Source organism: Nocardioides sp. (assembly GCF_041913365.1).
Lineage (GTDB): Bacteria > Actinomycetota > Actinomycetes > Propionibacteriales > Nocardioidaceae > Nocardioides.
The window spans coordinates 765,250-781,262 of sequence record NZ_JAYSFM010000001.1; the positions used below are offsets into that span (position 1 = coordinate 765,250).

At 70.9% G+C, this 16,013-nt stretch carries 15 protein-coding genes and 1 tRNA gene; 10 read left to right on the plus strand and 6 right to left on the minus strand.

Annotated features, from left to right (window positions below; all coding sequences use genetic code 11):
* Positions 1 to 38: 38 nt before the first annotated feature.
* Together ACE3QY_RS03830 and ACE3QY_RS03835 are read right to left on the minus strand one after the other, a co-directional pair.
* Positions 39 to 1,145, minus strand: coding sequence for a 2-oxoacid:ferredoxin oxidoreductase subunit beta (locus tag ACE3QY_RS03830; protein ID WP_374454674.1), 1,107 nt, complete (start codon positions 1,143 to 1,145; stop codon positions 39 to 41).
* Positions 1,145 to 3,070: a 2-oxoacid:acceptor oxidoreductase subunit alpha gene (locus ACE3QY_RS03835; protein ID WP_374454675.1), complete on the minus strand. Its 1,926-nt coding sequence runs from the start codon at positions 3,068 to 3,070 to the stop codon at positions 1,145 to 1,147. Before ACE3QY_RS03835 ends, ACE3QY_RS03830 begins: the two co-directional genes overlap by 1 nt.
* Before the next feature lie 339 nt (positions 3,071 to 3,409).
* On the opposite strand from ACE3QY_RS03835, the gene ACE3QY_RS03840 reads away from it, so the two are divergent.
* The 6 genes from ACE3QY_RS03840 (at position 3,410) to ACE3QY_RS03865 (ending at position 9,583) form a co-directional block, all read left to right on the plus strand.
* On the plus strand, positions 3,410 to 4,894 hold the full coding sequence (locus tag ACE3QY_RS03840; protein ID WP_374454676.1) for a glycosyl hydrolase family 18 protein: 1,485 nt from the start codon (positions 3,410 to 3,412) through the stop codon (positions 4,892 to 4,894).
* Positions 4,895 to 5,101: 207 nt separating this feature from the next.
* On the plus strand, positions 5,102 to 6,139 hold the full coding sequence (locus ACE3QY_RS03845) for a sulfate ABC transporter substrate-binding protein (RefSeq protein WP_374454677.1): 1,038 nt from the start codon (positions 5,102 to 5,104) through the stop codon (positions 6,137 to 6,139).
* A gap of 5 nt (positions 6,140 to 6,144) precedes the next feature.
* Positions 6,145 to 6,993, plus strand: coding sequence for a sulfate ABC transporter permease subunit CysT (gene cysT / locus ACE3QY_RS03850; protein WP_374454678.1), 849 nt, complete (start codon positions 6,145 to 6,147; stop codon positions 6,991 to 6,993).
* Complete coding sequence (locus ACE3QY_RS03855) at positions 6,986 to 7,858, plus strand: sulfate ABC transporter permease (protein ID WP_374454679.1); 873 nt, start codon at positions 6,986 to 6,988, stop codon at positions 7,856 to 7,858. The genes cysT and ACE3QY_RS03855 overlap by 8 nt, the downstream gene beginning before the upstream one ends.
* 46 nt (positions 7,859 to 7,904) lie before the next feature.
* A complete protein-coding gene (locus ACE3QY_RS03860) occupies positions 7,905 to 8,882 on the plus strand; it encodes a sulfate/molybdate ABC transporter ATP-binding protein (protein WP_374454680.1) in 978 nt (325 codons plus the stop codon).
* A gap of 59 nt (positions 8,883 to 8,941) precedes the next feature.
* Complete coding sequence (locus ACE3QY_RS03865) at positions 8,942 to 9,583, plus strand: B12-binding domain-containing protein (RefSeq protein ID WP_374454681.1); 642 nt, start codon at positions 8,942 to 8,944, stop codon at positions 9,581 to 9,583.
* Positions 9,584 to 9,590: 7 nt separating this feature from the next.
* On the opposite strand, the gene ACE3QY_RS03870 is transcribed toward ACE3QY_RS03865, so the two are convergent.
* Positions 9,591 to 10,082, minus strand: coding sequence for a YajQ family cyclic di-GMP-binding protein (locus ACE3QY_RS03870; RefSeq protein WP_374454682.1), 492 nt, complete (start codon positions 10,080 to 10,082; stop codon positions 9,591 to 9,593).
* 94 nt (positions 10,083 to 10,176) lie between these two features.
* Here ACE3QY_RS03870 and ACE3QY_RS03875 point away from each other — a divergent pair.
* The 4 genes from ACE3QY_RS03875 to ACE3QY_RS03890 all read left to right on the plus strand — a co-directional run bounded on the left by ACE3QY_RS03875 (position 10,177) and on the right by ACE3QY_RS03890 (position 13,922).
* A tRNA-Tyr gene (locus ACE3QY_RS03875) sits at positions 10,177 to 10,258 on the plus strand.
* Positions 10,259 to 10,378: 120 nt separating this feature from the next.
* The gene (locus tag ACE3QY_RS03880) at positions 10,379 to 11,620 is read left to right on the plus strand and encodes an AGE family epimerase/isomerase (protein ID WP_374454683.1); all 1,242 of its coding nucleotides are present in this window, start codon (positions 10,379 to 10,381) and stop codon (positions 11,618 to 11,620) included.
* 8 nt (positions 11,621 to 11,628) lie between these two features.
* On the plus strand, positions 11,629 to 12,585 hold the full coding sequence (locus ACE3QY_RS03885) for a carbohydrate kinase (protein WP_374454684.1): 957 nt from the start codon (positions 11,629 to 11,631) through the stop codon (positions 12,583 to 12,585).
* Positions 12,582 to 13,922, plus strand: coding sequence for a nitrate/nitrite transporter (locus tag ACE3QY_RS03890; protein ID WP_374454686.1), 1,341 nt, complete (start codon positions 12,582 to 12,584; stop codon positions 13,920 to 13,922). The genes ACE3QY_RS03885 and ACE3QY_RS03890 overlap by 4 nt, the downstream gene beginning before the upstream one ends.
* A gap of 8 nt (positions 13,923 to 13,930) precedes the next feature.
* Here the strand turns inward: ACE3QY_RS03890 and ACE3QY_RS03895 are convergent, their stop codons facing one another.
* The 3 genes from ACE3QY_RS03895 to ACE3QY_RS03905 form a co-directional block, all read right to left on the minus strand.
* The gene (locus ACE3QY_RS03895) at positions 13,931 to 14,134 is read right to left on the minus strand and encodes an RNA polymerase subunit sigma-70 (RefSeq protein WP_374454687.1); all 204 of its coding nucleotides are present in this window, start codon (positions 14,132 to 14,134) and stop codon (positions 13,931 to 13,933) included.
* A gap of 143 nt (positions 14,135 to 14,277) precedes the next feature.
* Positions 14,278 to 14,958, minus strand: coding sequence for a histidine phosphatase family protein (locus tag ACE3QY_RS03900; RefSeq protein ID WP_374454688.1), 681 nt, complete (start codon positions 14,956 to 14,958; stop codon positions 14,278 to 14,280).
* Between the two features lie 13 nt (positions 14,959 to 14,971).
* Positions 14,972 to 15,880, minus strand: a complete 909-nt coding sequence (locus ACE3QY_RS03905; protein ID WP_374454689.1) for a metallophosphoesterase — start codon at positions 15,878 to 15,880, stop codon at positions 14,972 to 14,974.
* Between the last annotated feature and the right edge of the window lie 133 nt (positions 15,881 to 16,013).

The following is a 16,013-nucleotide window of genomic DNA, read 5'->3' on the forward strand; positions in this document are numbered from 1 at the left end:
CCTGCGACGATCGCGCTGTCGCTGACGACAGGCAGCGCTCAGGCGATCGTCCAGGTGTCGCCACCGCCGATCAGCGCCGCCAACCGTGCGGCGCGGTCGGCGGTGTCGTTCGCGGAGCCGTTGGTGGCCATCGCGACCTGCTCGCGCGCGGCGTCGTCGTACGTCGTGCGCTCCACCTGCCGGAAGATGCCGATCGGCGAGGTGTTGAGGTAGCCGGAGTCGGTGAGCCGCGAGATCGCGAAGGCCATGGTCGGGTCCGGGCTGTGCGCGTCGTGGACCACGATGTCGGCGGCGTCGACGTCGGCCGTGGCGACGACCTTCACCCCGCCGGTCGACTCGTCGCGCACGAGCGCCTTGGCCCCACGGCCGTCCTCGAGCTGGGCGCCGAAGGTGATCGGCTCGCCGTGGACCAGCGGGATGATCGCGTCGGCCTTGGTCTCCGGCGACTTGATGGCATCGAACGCGCCGTCGTTGAAGATCGGGCAGTTCTGGTAGATCTCCACCAGCGAGGTGCCGCGGTGGGCGGCGGCCGCCTCCAGCACGGAGGTGAGGTGCTTGCGGTCCGAGTCGATGGTGCGCGCCACGAAGGTGCCCTCGGCGCCCAGCGCCAGGGACACCGGGTTGAAGGGGTGGTCGAGCGAGCCCATCGGCGTGGACTTGGTGACCTTGCCGGTCTCCGAGGTGGGGGAGTACTGGCCCTTGGTGAGGCCGTAGATCCGGTTGTTGAACAGCAGGATCGTCATGTTCACGTTGCGGCGCAGGGCGTGGATCAGGTGGTTGCCGCCGATCGACAGCGCGTCGCCGTCACCGGTCACGACCCACACCGAGAGGTCCTCGCGGGCCGTGGCGATGCCCGTCGCGATCGACGGCGCACGGCCGTGGATCGAGTGCATGCCGTAGGTGTCGAGGTAGTAGGGGAACCGCGACGAGCAGCCGATGCCGGAGATGAACACGATGTTCTCGCGGCGCAGGCCGAGACCGGGCAGGAAGGACTGCACGGCCTTGAGCACGGCGTAGTCGCCGCAACCGGGGCACCAGCGGACCTCCTGGTCGGAGGTGAAGTCCTTGCCGGTCTGGGCCAGGTCGGTGGTCGGCACCGACTCCGTGCCCGAGCGGAACGAGGGAATACCGAGCTGGGTGGTCATCACACTTCCTCCTTCTGGGACGGCAGGCCCCAGATGCCGAGCTCCACCGTGGTGTCCTCGGCCTGGCCGACGAGGTCGGCGATCACGTGGGCCAGCTGCGTGGCCTTGAGCGGGAGCCCGCGGACCTCGTTGTAGCCGACGACGTCGACGAGGTACTCGGCGCGGAGCAGCAGGGAGAGCTGGCCGAGGTTCATCTCGGGCACCAGCACCTTGTCGTAGCGCTTGAGCACCTCGCCCAGGTCCTTGGGGAACGGGTTGAGGTGCCGCAGGTGCGCCTGCGCGACGTTGTAGCCGGCCTTGCGCACCCGGCGTACGCCGGCGCCGATGGGGCCGTACGTCGACCCCCAGCCGAGGACGAGCACCTTGGCCTCGCCGCTGGGGTCGTCGACCTGGAGCGGCGGCAGGGAGTCGGCGACCCGGTCGACCTTGGCCTGGCGGGTGCGGACCATGAAGTCGTGGTTGGCGGGGTCGTAGGAGATGTTGCCGTGCCCGTCGCCCTTCTCGAGGCCGCCGAGGCGGTGCTCGAGGCCCGCCGTGCCGGGGATCGCCCACGGCCGGGCCAGGGTCGCCTCGTCGCGCAGGTAGGGCCAGAACTCGGCGTCGTCACCCTCGCCGTGGTTCTTCTCGGTGGCGAAGGCCGGGTCGATCGCCGGCAGCTCGTCGAGGGACGGGATGCGCCAGGGCTCGGAGCCGTTGGCGAGGTAGCCGTCGGAGAGCAGCATCACCGGGGTGCGGTAGGTGATCGCGATGCGCACCGCCTCGACGGCCGCGTCGAAGCAGTCGCCGGGCGACTGCGGCGCGACGATCGGCAGCGGCGCCTCACCGTTGCGGCCGAACATCGCCTGCAGCAGGTCGGCCTGCTCGGTCTTGGTGGGCAGGCCGGTCGAGGGACCGCCGCGCTGGACGTCGACCACGACGAGCGGCAGCTCGGTCATGATCGCCAGGCCGATCGCCTCGGACTTCAAGGAGACGCCCGGGCCGGAGGTGGTGGTGACGCCCAGCTGCCCGGCGAAGGAGGCGCCGATCGCGGCGCCGACGCCGGCGATCTCGTCCTCGGCCTGGAACGTCGTCACGCCGAAGCCCTTGTGCTTGCTGAGCTCGTGGAGGATGTCGGAGGCCGGGGTGATCGGGTAGGAGCCCAGGAAGACCGGCAGGCCCGACTGCACGCCGCCGGCGATGAGGCCGTAGGCCAGCGCCAGGTTGCCGGTGATGTTGCGGTAGGTGCCGGGCGGCATCGTCGCCGGCTTGATCTCGTAGCGGACCGCGAAGGCCTCGGTCGTCTCGCCGAAGTACCAGCCGGCCTTGAAGGCGGTGATGTTGGCGTCGCGGATGTCGGGCACCTTGGCGAAGCGCTTGGACACGAAGTCGACCGTGGGGTCGGTCGGCCGGCCGTACATCCACGACAGCAGGCCGAGGGCGAACATGTTCTTCGCGCGCGAGGCGTCCTTGCGCGAGAGGCCGAACTCCTTGACCGCCTCGACCGTCATGCCGGTCAGGTCGACGGTGTGCACGACGAAGTCGTTGAGGCTCTCGTCCTCGAGCGGGTTGGCCTGGTAGCCGGCCTTGGTCAGGTTGCGCGCGGTGAAGTCGTGGGTGTCGACGATGATCGTGGCGCCGCTGATGAGGTCACCGAGGTTGGCGCGGAGCGCCGCGGGGTTCATCGCGACCAGCACGTCGGGGGCGTCGCCGGCGGTGAGGATGTCGTGGTCGGCGAAGTGCACCTGGAACGACGAGACGCCCGGGAGCGTGCCCTGGGGCGCGCGGATCTCGGCCGGGAAGTTCGGCAGGGTGACCAGGTCGTTGCCGAAGACCGCCGTCTCCTGCGTGAACCGGTCCCCGGTGAGCTGCATGCCGTCGCCGGAGTCGCCCGCGAACCGGATGATGACGCGGTCGAGCTGCTTGACCTGTTTCTCGGGTGCTACCACAAGCGGCAACGATAGCCGCCGGACACGCGCGGACCAGCCGTTCCTGACCTGTGGGACGGGTGCTGCGCGGGCACTGTGACACGGGTCATGCCGATGCCCGCCCGGGAGCCGGACCACCGAGTCGTCCCAGCATGCAAGACGCGGGCGGCCGCGCGGGACGAGCCTCGCGGAGTGCGCCACTCCTGCGGTGACCTGCCCTTTTGTTAGGAGACCGTACGTATTACGGCGCCGTAATTAGTTAAGAGTCCTAACCAACCCCTTGTGGCCCGCGTCACACCCTCCCTAGCGTTCCCCGCGAGGGCGCGCCTGCGCCCCATCCACTCGGGAGGATCAATGAAGTTGAAGGGGAAGTCCGAAGAGAGGTCCGGGCAGCTGCGCCGCGTCGCCGGCGCGGTCGTCGCCGTGGTCGCCACGGCCGCGCTCGTGCCCATCGCCTTCGTCGGCACCGGCGGGACGCTGGCCGCGGCGGCGGCCACCTGCACGGCGCCGACCTGGAGCAGCACCGCGATCTACACCAACGGCAACCAGGTGACCTACCAGGGCCGTACCTACCGCGCGAAGTGGTGGACCCAGGGCGAGGTGCCCGGCACCACCGGTGAGTGGGGTGTCTGGGTCGACCTCGGCGCCTGCGACGGGGGTCCGACGACGCCGCCGCCCACCACGACGCCCCCGACGACCCCGCCCCCGACCACGACCCCGCCGGACCCCAGCGGCAAGAAGGTCATCGGCTACTTCACCAACTGGGCGACGTACGCCCGCAACTTCCACGCCAAGGACCTCGACACCAACGGCTCGGCGGCCAAGCTGACGCACATCCTCTACGCCTTCGGCAACGTCCAGAACGGTCGCTGCACCATCGGTGACTCCTACGCCGACTACGACAAGGCCTACACCGCGGCCCAGAGCGTCGACGGCGTCGCCGACACGTGGGACCAGAGCCTGCGCGGCAACTTCAACCAGCTGCGCAAGCTCAAGGCCAAGTACCCGCACCTCAAGATCCTGTGGTCCTTCGGCGGCTGGACCTGGTCCGGCGGCTTCGGCCAGGCCGCGCAGAACCCGACGGCGTTCGCCCAGTCGTGCCGCGCGCTCGTGGAGGACCCGCGCTGGGCCGACGTCTTCGACGGCATCGACATCGACTGGGAGTACCCCAACGCCTGCGGGCTGTCCTGCGACACCAGCGGCACGCAGGCCTTCCCGCGGCTGATGCAGGCCCTGCGCACGTCGTTCGGCAACGACCTCGTGACCGCCGCGATCACCGCCGACGGCACGAGCGGCGGCAAGATCGAGAAGGGTGGCTACGGAGAGGCCGCGCAGTACGTCAACTGGTACATGCCCATGACCTACGACTACTTCGGCGCCTTCGCGGCCCAGGGGCCCACCGCCCCGCACTCGCCGCTGACGTCGTACGCCGGCATCCCGACGCAGGGGTTCGACTCCAGCACGGCCATCGCCAAGCTGAGGTCGCTCGGCATCCCGTCGTCCAAGCTGCTGCTGGGCATCGGCTTCTACGGTCGCGGGTGGGCCGGCGTCGGCCAGTCCGCTCCGGGCGGCTCGGCGTCGGGCCCGGCGCCCGGCACCTACGAGCAGGGCATCGAGGACTACAAGGTGCTCAAGCAGCGCTGCCCGGCGACCGGGACGGTCGGCGGCACGGCGTACGCCAAGTGCGGCGACCAGTGGTGGAGCTACGACACCCCGCAGACGATCGGCACCAAGATGACCTACGCCAAGCAGCAGGGCCTGGCCGGTGCCTTCTTCTGGGAGCTGTCGGGCGACACGTCCAACGGTGAGCTGATCACCGCGGTCAACAACGGGCTGAAGAACTAGCACACCCCCTCTGCCGCCTCTCGGGAAGGCGGTCCGGCGCGGGCCGGGAGCACATGTTGCTCCCGGCCCGTCGTCGTGCCCGGACGCGGGCGGGCAGCCTGTCGCGGAAGGTGTGTCGCGCGACACGCGAGACAATGTGCTTCGCGTCGATAAAGTCATGTATGTTTCTCGACATTGCACACCGATCGAGAAAGTCGAGTACCCCCCATGCAGATCCGTTCACGTGCCGCTCTCGCGGCAGCTCTGGTCGGGGCCCTGGCCCTGTCCGCGTGCGCTCCTGGCAGTGGCAGCACCAGCGACGCCGACGCGGACAACACCATCCACATCGTCGGGTTTGCCGTTCCTGAGGCTGCCAACAAGAACATCGCCACCGAGTTCGCCAAGACCGACGAGGGCGAGGGCGTGAAGTTCCAGACCTCCTACGGTCCCTCGGGCGACCAGAGCCGTGCGGTCGCCGCCGGTCTCAAGGCCGACTACGTCCACTTCTCGGTGCCCACCGACGTCACCCGCCTCGTCGACGAGGGCCTGGTGGCCGAGGACTGGGACCAGGGGGAGAACAAGGGAGTCGTCTCCCGCTCGGTCGTCGTGTTCGGTGTCCGCGACGGCAACCCCAAGAACATCAAGACCTGGGCCGACCTGGTCAAGCCGGGCGTCGAGATCGTCACGCCCAACCCCGCCTCCTCGGGTGCCGCGCGCTGGAACGCGCTCGCCGCCTACGGCCAGGTCATCAGCGACGGTGGCACCGAGAAGGAGGCGACGGAGTACGTCGACAAGTTCTTCAAGAACGTGGTCTCGCTCCCCGGCAGCGGCCGTGACGCCACCACGGCGTTCCTCGGCGGCACCGGTGACGTGCTCATGGCCTACGAGAACGAGGCCATCCTGGCCGCCCAGAACGACGAGGCCTTCGAGTACGTCATCCCGGAGACCTCGCTGCTGATCGAGAACGCCGGCGCCATCCTCGAGGACGCCTCCGCGCCCTCGCAGGCCTGGCTCGACTTCGTGCTCTCCGACGAGGGCCAGAAGCAGTTCGCCCTCACCGGCTTCCGCCCGATCCGCGACGACGTCGACTACGACGGCACCGTCGAGGGCGCGACGGACCCGTCGAACCCGTTCCCCGAGGTCCCGACCCTGCTCACCGTCGACAACGACTTCGGTGGCTGGGACGAGGTCTCGACCAAGTTCTTCGACGAGGAGAACGGCCTCATCTTCGAGGCCATCCTCGGCGCCGGTCTCTCCCTCGAATGATCTGAATGACCTCCACTGAGATCTCCGCGGTCCGACTGGCGAGGACTCCTCGCCGGTCGGGCCCGCGCTCCACCCTGACGCGGTCGTCGGGACTCGGGCTCGGCATCGCCATGATCTGGTTCAGCGCGCTGGTCCTGATCCCCCTGATGGCCGTCGTCGTCACTGCCGTCGACGGTGGCTGGGACGTCTTCTGGAACACCGTCACCAACGGCCAGACGGCCGCCGCCATCAAGCTCACCGTGTTCACCGCGATGGGCGTCACCGTCATCAACGTCTTCATGGGCCCGCTCATCGCCTGGGTGCTCGTGCGCGACCGCTTCTGGGGCAAGTCCGTGCTCGAGGTCATGATCGACATCCCGTTCGCGCTCCCCACCGTCGTCGCCGGCCTCGTGCTCCTCTCGCTCTACGGCACCGACAGCCCGCTCGGCGTCGACGTCGCCAACACCCGGATGGCCGTCTTCCTGGCCTTCCTGTTCGTCACGCTGCCCTTCGTGGTGCGGATGGTGCAGCCGGTGCTCGAGGAGCTCGACCGCGACGTCGAGGAGGCCGCGGCCTCCCTCGGCGCGAGCAGGTTCACCACCTTCCGGCGCATCGTGCTGCCGAGCCTGGCGCCCGCCATCGCCGCGGGGGCGGCCCTGTCCTTCGCCCGTGGCGTGAGCGAGTACGGCTCGCTCGTGCTCCTCTCGGGCAACCTCCCGTTCAAGACCGAGGTCACGTCCGTGCGCATCCTGAGCAGCATCGAGAACGACAACGTCCCGGCGGCCGCCGCCGTCGCGACGGTCCTGCTGGCCATCTCGCTGGCGGTCATCGTGCTCCTCGACCTGATCCAGAGGCGGGTGGCTGCTCGTGGCTGACACGCTGATCCACTCGGTCGCCGAGCCGGCGCCCGTCGAGGAGCGACGCCGGCCGCCGCGGGCGCGCAGGACCCCGACGACGTACGCCCTGCGCTTCGTCGCCACCGCCTACCTGTTCCTCCTGGTGGCGTGGCCGGTGTCGCTGGTCGCGGTCAACACCTTCGACGACGGCTTCGCCTCGATCCGCTCGCTCGTCGAGGACCCCGACATGGTCGTCGCGCTGCAGCTCAGCGCGTACGTCGCCGTGTGGTCGGTGGTCATCAACACCCTGTTCGGGGTGGGGATCTCGCTGCTCCTGGTCCGCTACCAGTTCCCCGGCAAGCGGCTCCTCAACGCGCTGCTCGACATCCCCCTGTCCGTGTCGCCGATCGTCGTCGGGCTCGCGCTCGTGCTCGTCTACGGCGGCCGCAACGGCTGGTTCGGGCCGACGCTCCTCGGCTGGGGCTTCCAGGTGATCTTCTCGACCCCGGGCATCATCATGGCGACGACCTTCGTCGCGCTGCCGCTGATGATCCGCGAGATCGTCCCGGTGCTCGAGGAGGTGGGCATCGAGCAGGAACAGGCGGCCGAGAGCCTCGGCGCCAGCGCACTCCAGCGCTTCTGGCGGATCACCCTGCCGTCGATCAAGTGGGGCATCGTCTACGGAGTCGTGCTCACCCTCGCGCGCTCGCTCGGCGAGTTCGGCGCGGTCAAGGTCGTCTCCGGCAACGTGCTCGGCCAGACCCGCACGGCCACCCTCGCGGTCGAGGAGAAGTACCTGAACTTCGACCCGCAAGGCGCCTACGCGACCGCGTTCCTGCTCGCGATGGTCTCGGTGGCGTGCATCGTCGTCGTCGCGATCATCCGCCCCAAGAACCACTCCTGAGCCCGGCTCAGCATCCCCGCACCAGCACTCCCGAAAGGTCCCTCCCATGAGCATCGAAGTGTCAGGACTGAACAAGAAGTTCGGCGACTTCGTCGCGCTGGACGACGTCAACGTCACGATCCCGACCGGCCAGCTCACCGCACTCCTCGGCCCCTCCGGCGGCGGCAAGTCGACCCTGCTGCGCATCATCGCCGGGCTGGAGAAGTCCGACACCGGCACGGTGACCATCGAGGGCGTCAACGCCACGAACCTGCCCGCGCAGAAGCGCAACGTCGGCTTCGTGTTCCAGCACTACGCGGTCTTCAAGCACATGACCGTGGCGAAGAACGTCGCCTTCGGCCTGGAGATCCGCAAGCGCCCCAAGGACGAGATCGCGCACCGTGTCGACGAGCTGCTCAAGCTCGTGCACCTCTCCCAGTTCGCCCACCGGCTGCCGTCGCAGCTCTCCGGCGGCCAGCGCCAGCGCATGGCGCTCGCGCGAGCCCTCGCCGTCGAGCCGAGCGTGCTGCTGCTCGACGAGCCGTTCGGCGCACTCGACGCCAAGGTCCGCAAGGAGCTGCGCGACTGGCTGCGGCGCCTCCACGACGACGTGCACGTCACCACCGTGTTCGTGACCCACGACCAGGAGGAGGCCCTCGAGGTCGCCGACGAGATCGTCGTGATCAACGAGGGCCGGGTCGAGCAGGTCGGCACGCCCGACCAGCTCTACGACGAGCCGGCCAACGACTTCGTGATGTCGTTCCTCGGTGAGGTCACCCACCTCGGCGGGGTCTCCCTGCGGCCGCACGACATCGAGCTCGAGACCGCGCCCAAGCTCGCCGGGGCCGTGGAGGGCACCGTCTCCCGCCTGGTCCGCATCGGCTTCGAGGTGCGGGTGACCGTGCTGACCGTCGACGGCGACGAGGTCTCGGTCGTGGTGACCCGCGCGCACGCCCGCTCCCTGGGCCTGGAGGAGGGGAGCACCGTGTTCCTCACCCCTGCGGCGGGGGCGACGGTGGTGCCGCGGATGGCGGCGGCCGTCTGACCGGCCTTCTCACCCCGAAGTCGCTGCCGCAGGTCGTCCGCGAGCACTAGCGTGCACCTGTGATCACGGCACCCGAGGAATCGCAGGCCTCCACCCACCGGCTCTGGGCCGCGGTGGAGACCTTCGACGGCGAGGTCGCCGACGACACGCTGGCCGCGCTGCTCTGGGAGCGCAACCTCAGCGAGGCCATCATGCAGGTCGTCCTGCCGTTCCTCGCCGAGCTGGGAGACCGCTGGGAGGACGGCCGTCTCTCGGTCGCCCACGAGCACTTCGTGAGCAACCTGCTGCGGCGCTGGCTGTGGGCCTACACCGGCCGGCCCCGGGAGGCCGACGCCGCCGACGGGCCGGTCGTCCTGCTGGCCTGCCCGCCGGGGGAGCGGCACGACCTGGTGCTGCTCTGCTTCTCGCTGCTCCTCGGCGAGAACGGCGCGCGCACCCGCTTCCTCGGCGCCGACACCCCCATGCCGGCGATCGTCGCGGCCGCCCGGGCCGCGAACGCCGACGCGGTCGTGCTCGCGGCCACGCGCGACACCGCGCTCACCGCCGAGGCAGCTGCCATCAGCCGGCTCGCGGTCGAGCACCCGGTCTTCGTCGCCGGCCGGGGCGCGACGCAGGGCGTCGCCGAGCAGCTGCGCGCCCACCACCTGCCCCACGACCCGGTCGCGGCCGTGCACTTCCTGCGGACGGTGCTGGCGAGCTAGGCGATGGTCACCGGTAGTTGGTGAACTGCACCGCGAAGTCGTAGTCCTGCGCCTTCACCAGCTGCTGGACGGCCTGGAGGTCGTCGCGCTTCTTCGACGACACCCGCAGCTCCTCGCCCTGGACCTGGGCCTTGACGCCCTTGGGGCCCTCGTCGCGGATCAGCTTGGAGATCTTCTTGGCGTCCTCGGAGGTGATGCCCTCCTTGAGCACGATGTCGATCTTGGAGACCTGCCCGGACTGGCGCGGGTCGGAGGCGTCGAGGATCTTCAGGCTCTGGTTGCGCTTGATCAGCTTGTCCTGGAAGACGCTGAGCACGGCGCTCGCCCGGTCGTCGGCGGAGGCGGTGATCTCGATCGCCTTCTCGCCCTTCCACTCGATGCTGGCACCCGTGCCCTTGAAGTCGAAGCGGGTGGCGATCTCGCGAGCCGCCTGGCTCAGGGCGTTGTCGACCTCCTGGCGGTCCAGCTTGCTCACGATGTCGAAGCTCGAGTCGGCCATTCTGTGCCTCCTTGGTGGGGCGTTGCGGGGCGTCCCGGGTGTGCCCCGGCGATTCGTGGTGGAGTCCGTGCCTTGCTATTGTTCCGCACGCCCCGGCAGGTTGCCCGAGCGGCCAAAGGGAGCTGACTGTAAATCAGCCGGCATTGCCTACAGAGGTTCGAATCCTCTACCTGCCACTGGACGGACGAGTCCAGTCGCCAGACCCCCGCGCAGACGTGCGGGGGTCTCGTGCGTCCGGGGGTCTCGTGCGTCCGGGGGTCTCGTGCGTCCGGGGTCCTCGCTGGTTGACTGCCGGGGTGAGCGAACCGAGCGTCCCCGCCCCGAGCGAGCAGTGGCTGGACGCGGAGTGTCGCCGCCTGCTCGCCTTCGGCCGTCACGTCGTGCACCCGTCGGGCGGTGCCGCCTGGCTCGACGACGACGGCGCCCCCGACCTGTCCCGACCGGTGTACACGTGGATCACCAGCCGCACCGTCCACGTCTTCGGGCTGGGGGCGCTGACGGGCGTCGAGGGGAGCACGTCGATCGCCACCGCGGCCCTGGCCGGTCTGCGGACGACGCTGCACGACCCGGAGCACGGCGGGTGGTTCCACGCCGTCGACGCCGACGGCGTGCCGGTGGAGGGGACGGCGAAGTCCTGCTACGACCACGCCTTCGTGCTGCTCGCCGCCTCGACCGCCGTGGTCGCCGGGCTGCCGGGCGCGAGCGACCTGCTCGCCGAGGCGTCCGAGGTCTTCGGTCGTCACTTCTGGGACGAGTCGTCGGGCCGTGTGCACGACGAGTGGGACCGCGCGTGGAACGCCTCGGCGCGCTACCGCGGGCTGAACTCCACCATGCACTCCCTCGAGGCGCTGCTCGCTGCGGGTGACGTGACGGGCGACCGCGTGTGGCACGACCGGGCCGCGCGCATCGCAGCCTTCGCCGTCGAGCTCGCCGGCGCCCACGACGGCCGGCTGCCCGAGCACTTCGGCCCCGACTGGACGGTCGACCTCGACCTCAACCGGGACCGGCCCGACGACCCGTTCAAGCCCTTCGGGGCGACGCCCGGCCACGGCCTGGAGTGGTCGCGGTTGCTGCTCCACGTCGAGGCGACGCTGGGCGACGCGGCCCCGTCCGGCCTGCTGGAGGCCTCGCGTGCGCTGTTCGACCGCGCCGTCGCCGACGGCTGGCACGCCGACGGCGAGCCGGGCTTCGTCTACACCACCGACTGGTCCGGGGCGCCGGTCGTGCGCGACCGCTTCCACTGGGTTGTGGCCGAGGGCATCGCCGCGGCGGCGGCACTCCACCGTCGTACGGGCGAGGAGGGCTACGCCGACCGGTACGCCGAGTGGTGGGCCTACGTCGACGCGCACCTCCGGGACGTCGAGCGGGGCTCGTGGCGCCACGAGCTGGACCCCGCGAACCGACCGCAGGCCTCGGTGTGGCCGGGGAAGCCGGACCTCTACCACGCGGTCCAGGCGACTCTCCTGCCCCGGCTCCCGGTGGCCCCGAGTCTCGCGACGGCAGTGGCCGTGTCGGAGCGGGGCCGGACAGGAGCATGATGGACGCCGTGACGGTCCCAGCTCCCCGCGTCCTGGTCGTCGGCGAGGCCCTCGTCGACGTCGTGCCCGACCCGGGCGGGCAACCGCGCGACCTGCCCGGCGGCAGCCCCGCCAACGTCGCGATCACCCTCGGCCGGCTGGAGCGCGACGTACGACTGGTGACGCTCCTCGGCGACGACCAGCGCGGTGCGATGGTGCGGCAGTGGTTGGAGGCCAGCAACGTCCGGGTGCTCGCCCAGACGACCGGGAGCGGGCGCACGTCGAGCGCGGCCGTCACCCTCGACGCGTCGGGCGCCGCGAGCTATGTCTTCGACCTCGACTGGGACCTGCACGAGGTGCCGCACGAGGAGTGCGACGTGCTCCACGTCGGCTCGATCGCGACGGTGCTGGACCCCGGTGCCGACGCCGTGCTCGCCGCCGTCCGCACCCACCGCGAGACCGCCCTGGTCTCGCTCGACCCCAACGCGCGCCCGGCGATCACGCCCGACCGCACCGGGCCCGTCGCACGGGTCGAGGAGCTCGTCGGGCTCGCCCACGTGGTGAAGGTCAGCGACGAGGACCTCCACTGGCTGCACCCCGACCGCGACCCCGTCGCCACCGCGACGCGATGGGCCAGCATGGGCCCCGGCCTCGTGGTCGTGACCCGCGGCGGCGAGGGCGCCGTCGCCGTGCGCGCGGGAGGCACGGTCCTCGAGGTCGCCGGCGTGCCCGTGGCGGTCGCGGACACCGTCGGCGCGGGCGACACCTTCAGCGCGGTGCTGATCGATGCCCTGCTCGGGCTCGGGGTCGCCGGCGCCGGGAGCGGGGAGGCGCTGGGCGCGCTGTCCGACGAGGACGTGCACGCCGCCGTACGCACCGCTGCCGCCGGTGCCTCGGTCACGGTCTCCCGACCCGGAGCCGACCCGCCCGACCGCGCCGAGCTCACTGCCGTACTCGCCCGGCAGGCCGGAGCGGCCGCCGAGTGAGTGTCGAGCAGATCCACGACATCGGCAGGCGCCGGGCGTGGGTGATCTGGCTGGTCGCGCTCGCGGTCTACATCCTGGCGGTCTTCCACCGCAGCTCCCTGGGTGTTGCCGGGATCATCGCGGCCGACCGCTTCCACATCAACGCCACGAGCCTGGCGACCTTCACGGTCCTCCAGCTCGTCGTGTACGCCGGCATGCAGGTGCCGGTCGGCGTGCTGCTCGACCGCTACGGCTCACGCGCCATGCTGTTGGCCGGCCTCGTCCTGATGACCGCCGGCCAGCTCGCCTTCGCGTTCTCCGCGTCCTTCGCCGCAGCCGTGGCCGCTCGGGCCGTGGTCGGCGCCGGCGACGCGATGATCTTCGTCAGCGTGATCCGGCTGGTCACCGTGTGGTTCCTGGTCCGCCAGGGACCGATGGTCACCCAGGTCACCGGGCTGTCGGGGCAGCTCGGCGCGATCGCCGCCGCCGGCCCCCTGTCGTACCTCCTGCACGAGCTCGGCTGGACCCGCACCTTCGCGATCACCTCGAGCGTCGGCGTGGTGCTGCTCGTCGCCGTCCTCGCGCTCGTCAAGGACTCGCCCTACCGGCGCGACGACGTGGTCGCCATCAAGCTCGGCGCGCTCGCGCAGTCCGTGCGCACGGTCTGGGGCAACCCCGGCACCCGGCTGGGGATGTGGTCGCACTTCACCTCGCAGTTCTCCGCGACCGTCTTCGCGCTGCTCTGGGGCTACCCGTTCCTCGTGCGCGGCCTGGGCTGGAGCACCGCGTCCGCCAGCACGTTGCTGATGGCGATGACCGCGTGGACGGTCGTGAGCGGGCTGGGGCTCGCGCGACTCGTCGCGCGGCTGCCGTACTACCGCTCGTTCATCGTCATCGGCGTCGTCGTCGCGATGGTGGTGCCGTGGACGGCGGTGCTCCTGTGGCCCGGGCCGGCGCCGGTGTGGCTGGTCGTCGTGATGACCTTCGCCACCGCCAGCGGCGGACCGGCCGCGATGGTCGCCTTCGACCTCGCGCGCTCGTTCACACCGCCGCACGAGGCCGGCCGGGCCAACGGGCTGGTCAACGTCGGCGGCTTCACGGCCTCGCTGCTCACCATGGCCCTGATCGGGGTCGTGCTCGACCTCGTCGAGCCGGGCGGGATGGACGCCTACACGCTCGGCGACTTCAAGCTCGCGCTCGCGGTGCAGTACCTCTTCTGGGCCTTCGGCATCGTGCAGATCCTGCGCTACCGACGCCGCGGCCTCGCCCACCTCGACCGCGTCCACCCCGGCTCGATCGAGCAGATGAAGGCCGGGCGGCCGTTCGTGCACCCGGGCATCGGCACCGAGGGCGTCTGAAAGCCGACTCAGCCGACCTTGCGGTACTTGCGGTGCATCGTCTGCTTGGTCACGCCGAGCAGGGTGCCGATCTCGGCCCAGCTCAGGCCCGAGTGACGGGCCTTGCGGACCGCCACCTCCTCGCGCCGCGCGAGCTCGCGCTTCGCCTCGCGCACGGCGGCGAGCTCGTGCAGGACGCCATCGCCGTCGTCGGTGCCCACGGAGGTCTTCATAGGTGTCAGCATATGCTGACGGATCAAGCGCGGCCAGAGATGGACTTCCACCCGAGCGCGTGGAAGTTCAGGCCCTGATCACCGGCGCTACGCTCAGCCCCGGATGAACTTCGACGCGTGTGCGTGGAGATCCATCGGCGAACTCAGCCGATCTCGCCGTCCCCGTCGGAGTCCAGGTCGCCGGTGGGGTCCTCGGCGGTGGGGTCCTCGAGCAGCTCGCCGCCGACGGGGTGGCCCTGCCAGGACACCATCTCCCAGCCGGCGTCGAAGTCGCCCTCGAGCACGATCAGCGCGGTGTTGTGCAGCGGCTGGGTGGCGGGCGGCGCATCGGGGTGCGGGGTCATCCGGGTCGACACCCAGGTGCGCAGGGCGGCGCCGTGGCTGACGATGAGGGCCGCCTCGTGCTCGCCGGCGACGATCTCGCGGACCGCCCGGTCGAAGCGGGCGAGGAACTCCTCGCCGGTCTCGGCGCCCGGCATCCGGTACGCCAGGTCGCCCTCGAGCCAGGTGGCGACGCTGCCGATGTAGCCGGCGACGGAGTCGTGGTCGTTGCGCATCTCGAAGTCGCCGGCCTGGATCTCCTCGAGGCCGTCGAGCTGCACCGGGGTGAGGCCCCGGTCGTCCGCGGTGGGCTGGGCCGTCTGGTGCGTGCGCACCCGGCTGGAGACGTAGATCGCGTCGATCTGCTCGCCCTCCAGGGCGCGTGCCGCGGCGGTGGCCTGGGCGCGGCCGAGGTCGGTGAGGTCGAGCCCGGGGTGCGCGGTGTCGAGCTCGCCGGAGACGTTGGCGTGCGTCTGGCCGTGGCGCATCAGCAGGAGTCGCATGTGGTGAGGGGTCCTAGTTGTTGAACTGCGAGGTCTTCGACGAGGCCAGCTCGAACGCCTGCTCCAGCGGGATGGTCTCGAGGGCCTCGGCGATGTCGGTGCCGACGTGGCTGACCTCGGTGCCCCGCTCGAGCGGGACGAGGGTGTGGACCAGCCGGTCGTCGTAGGTGTGGACCATGGTGAACGACTGGGCCGCGTCGACACCGGAGATGAGGCGGTCGACCGGCGCCGGGTCGCTGGTGTAGCAGCTCGCGGAGGCCACCGAGACGGGTACGCCGGCGAAGGTCGACCACGTCGAGAGGTGCAGGTGGCCGGCCAGGATCCCGCGCACGTCGGTGCCGGTGATCACGTCGGCCAGCGACTGCTGGTCGTGCAGCTCGATCAGCTCGGCGGCGCGCAGCATCGGCAGCGGCAGCGGCGGGTGGTGCATCGCGAGCAGGGTGCCGTGCTCGGCGGGGGTGCTGAGCACGTCGGCGAGCCAGGCCAGCTGCTCGGGTCGCAGCTCCCCGTGGTGGTAGCCCGGGACGCTGGTGTCGAGGGCGACGATGCGGAGGCCGTCGACCTCGTGCACGCGGTCCTGGAAGCCGTCGTCGTCGGAGTCGAAGAGCCCGTGCGCGAACGGCGCGCGCTCGTCGTGGTTGCCCATCGTCCAGATCACCACGGCGCCCATCGCGGCGGCTGCCGGCTCGACGATGGAGCGCAGCGTCGCGTAGGCCTCGGGCTCGCCCTGGTCGGCGAGGTCGCCGGTGAAGACGAGGGCCTGCGGGGCCGGACGGACCTCGGCCAGCCGGGCGAGCGAGGCGCGCAGGTGGGCGACGTTGTCGATCACGCCGTAGTGCAGCCGGCCGCCGCCGATCAGGTGCGGGTCGGAGAGGTGGGCGATGGCGTGCCGTGGAGCGGCGTACTGGCCGAGCTGTCTCACGCCCGACAGCCTAGGGGGAGCGCCGAAGCCCGGGCCGGGATTGGTCCGGCGTTCACCCGGGCGTCGGACCGCGGTCGGGAGCGGGCCCTACCGTCCGCTGCGTGGTGGCCCGGGGACTCGTCGGCAGCGTGCT

Bases quoted from the DNA above. Each gene is read 5' to 3' on its own strand.
- ACE3QY_RS03830 (WP_374454674.1), bottom strand. From the start codon at position 1,145: ATGACCACCCAGCTCGGTATTCCCTCGTTCCGCTCGGGCACGGAGTCG.
- ACE3QY_RS03845 (WP_374454677.1), top strand. From the start codon at position 5,102: ATGCAGATCCGTTCACGTGCCGCTCTCGCGGCAGCTCTGGTCGGGGCC.
- cysT (WP_374454678.1), top strand. From the start codon at position 6,145: ATGACCTCCACTGAGATCTCCGCGGTCCGACTGGCGAGGACTCCTCGC.
- ACE3QY_RS03860 (WP_374454680.1), top strand. From the start codon at position 7,905: ATGAGCATCGAAGTGTCAGGACTGAACAAGAAGTTCGGCGACTTCGTC.
- ACE3QY_RS03870 (WP_374454682.1), bottom strand. From the start codon at position 10,082: ATGGCCGACTCGAGCTTCGACATCGTGAGCAAGCTGGACCGCCAGGAG.
- ACE3QY_RS03895 (WP_374454687.1), bottom strand. From the start codon at position 14,134: ATGAAGACCTCCGTGGGCACCGACGACGGCGATGGCGTCCTGCACGAG.
- ACE3QY_RS03900 (WP_374454688.1), bottom strand. From the start codon at position 14,958: ATGCGACTCCTGCTGATGCGCCACGGCCAGACGCACGCCAACGTCTCC.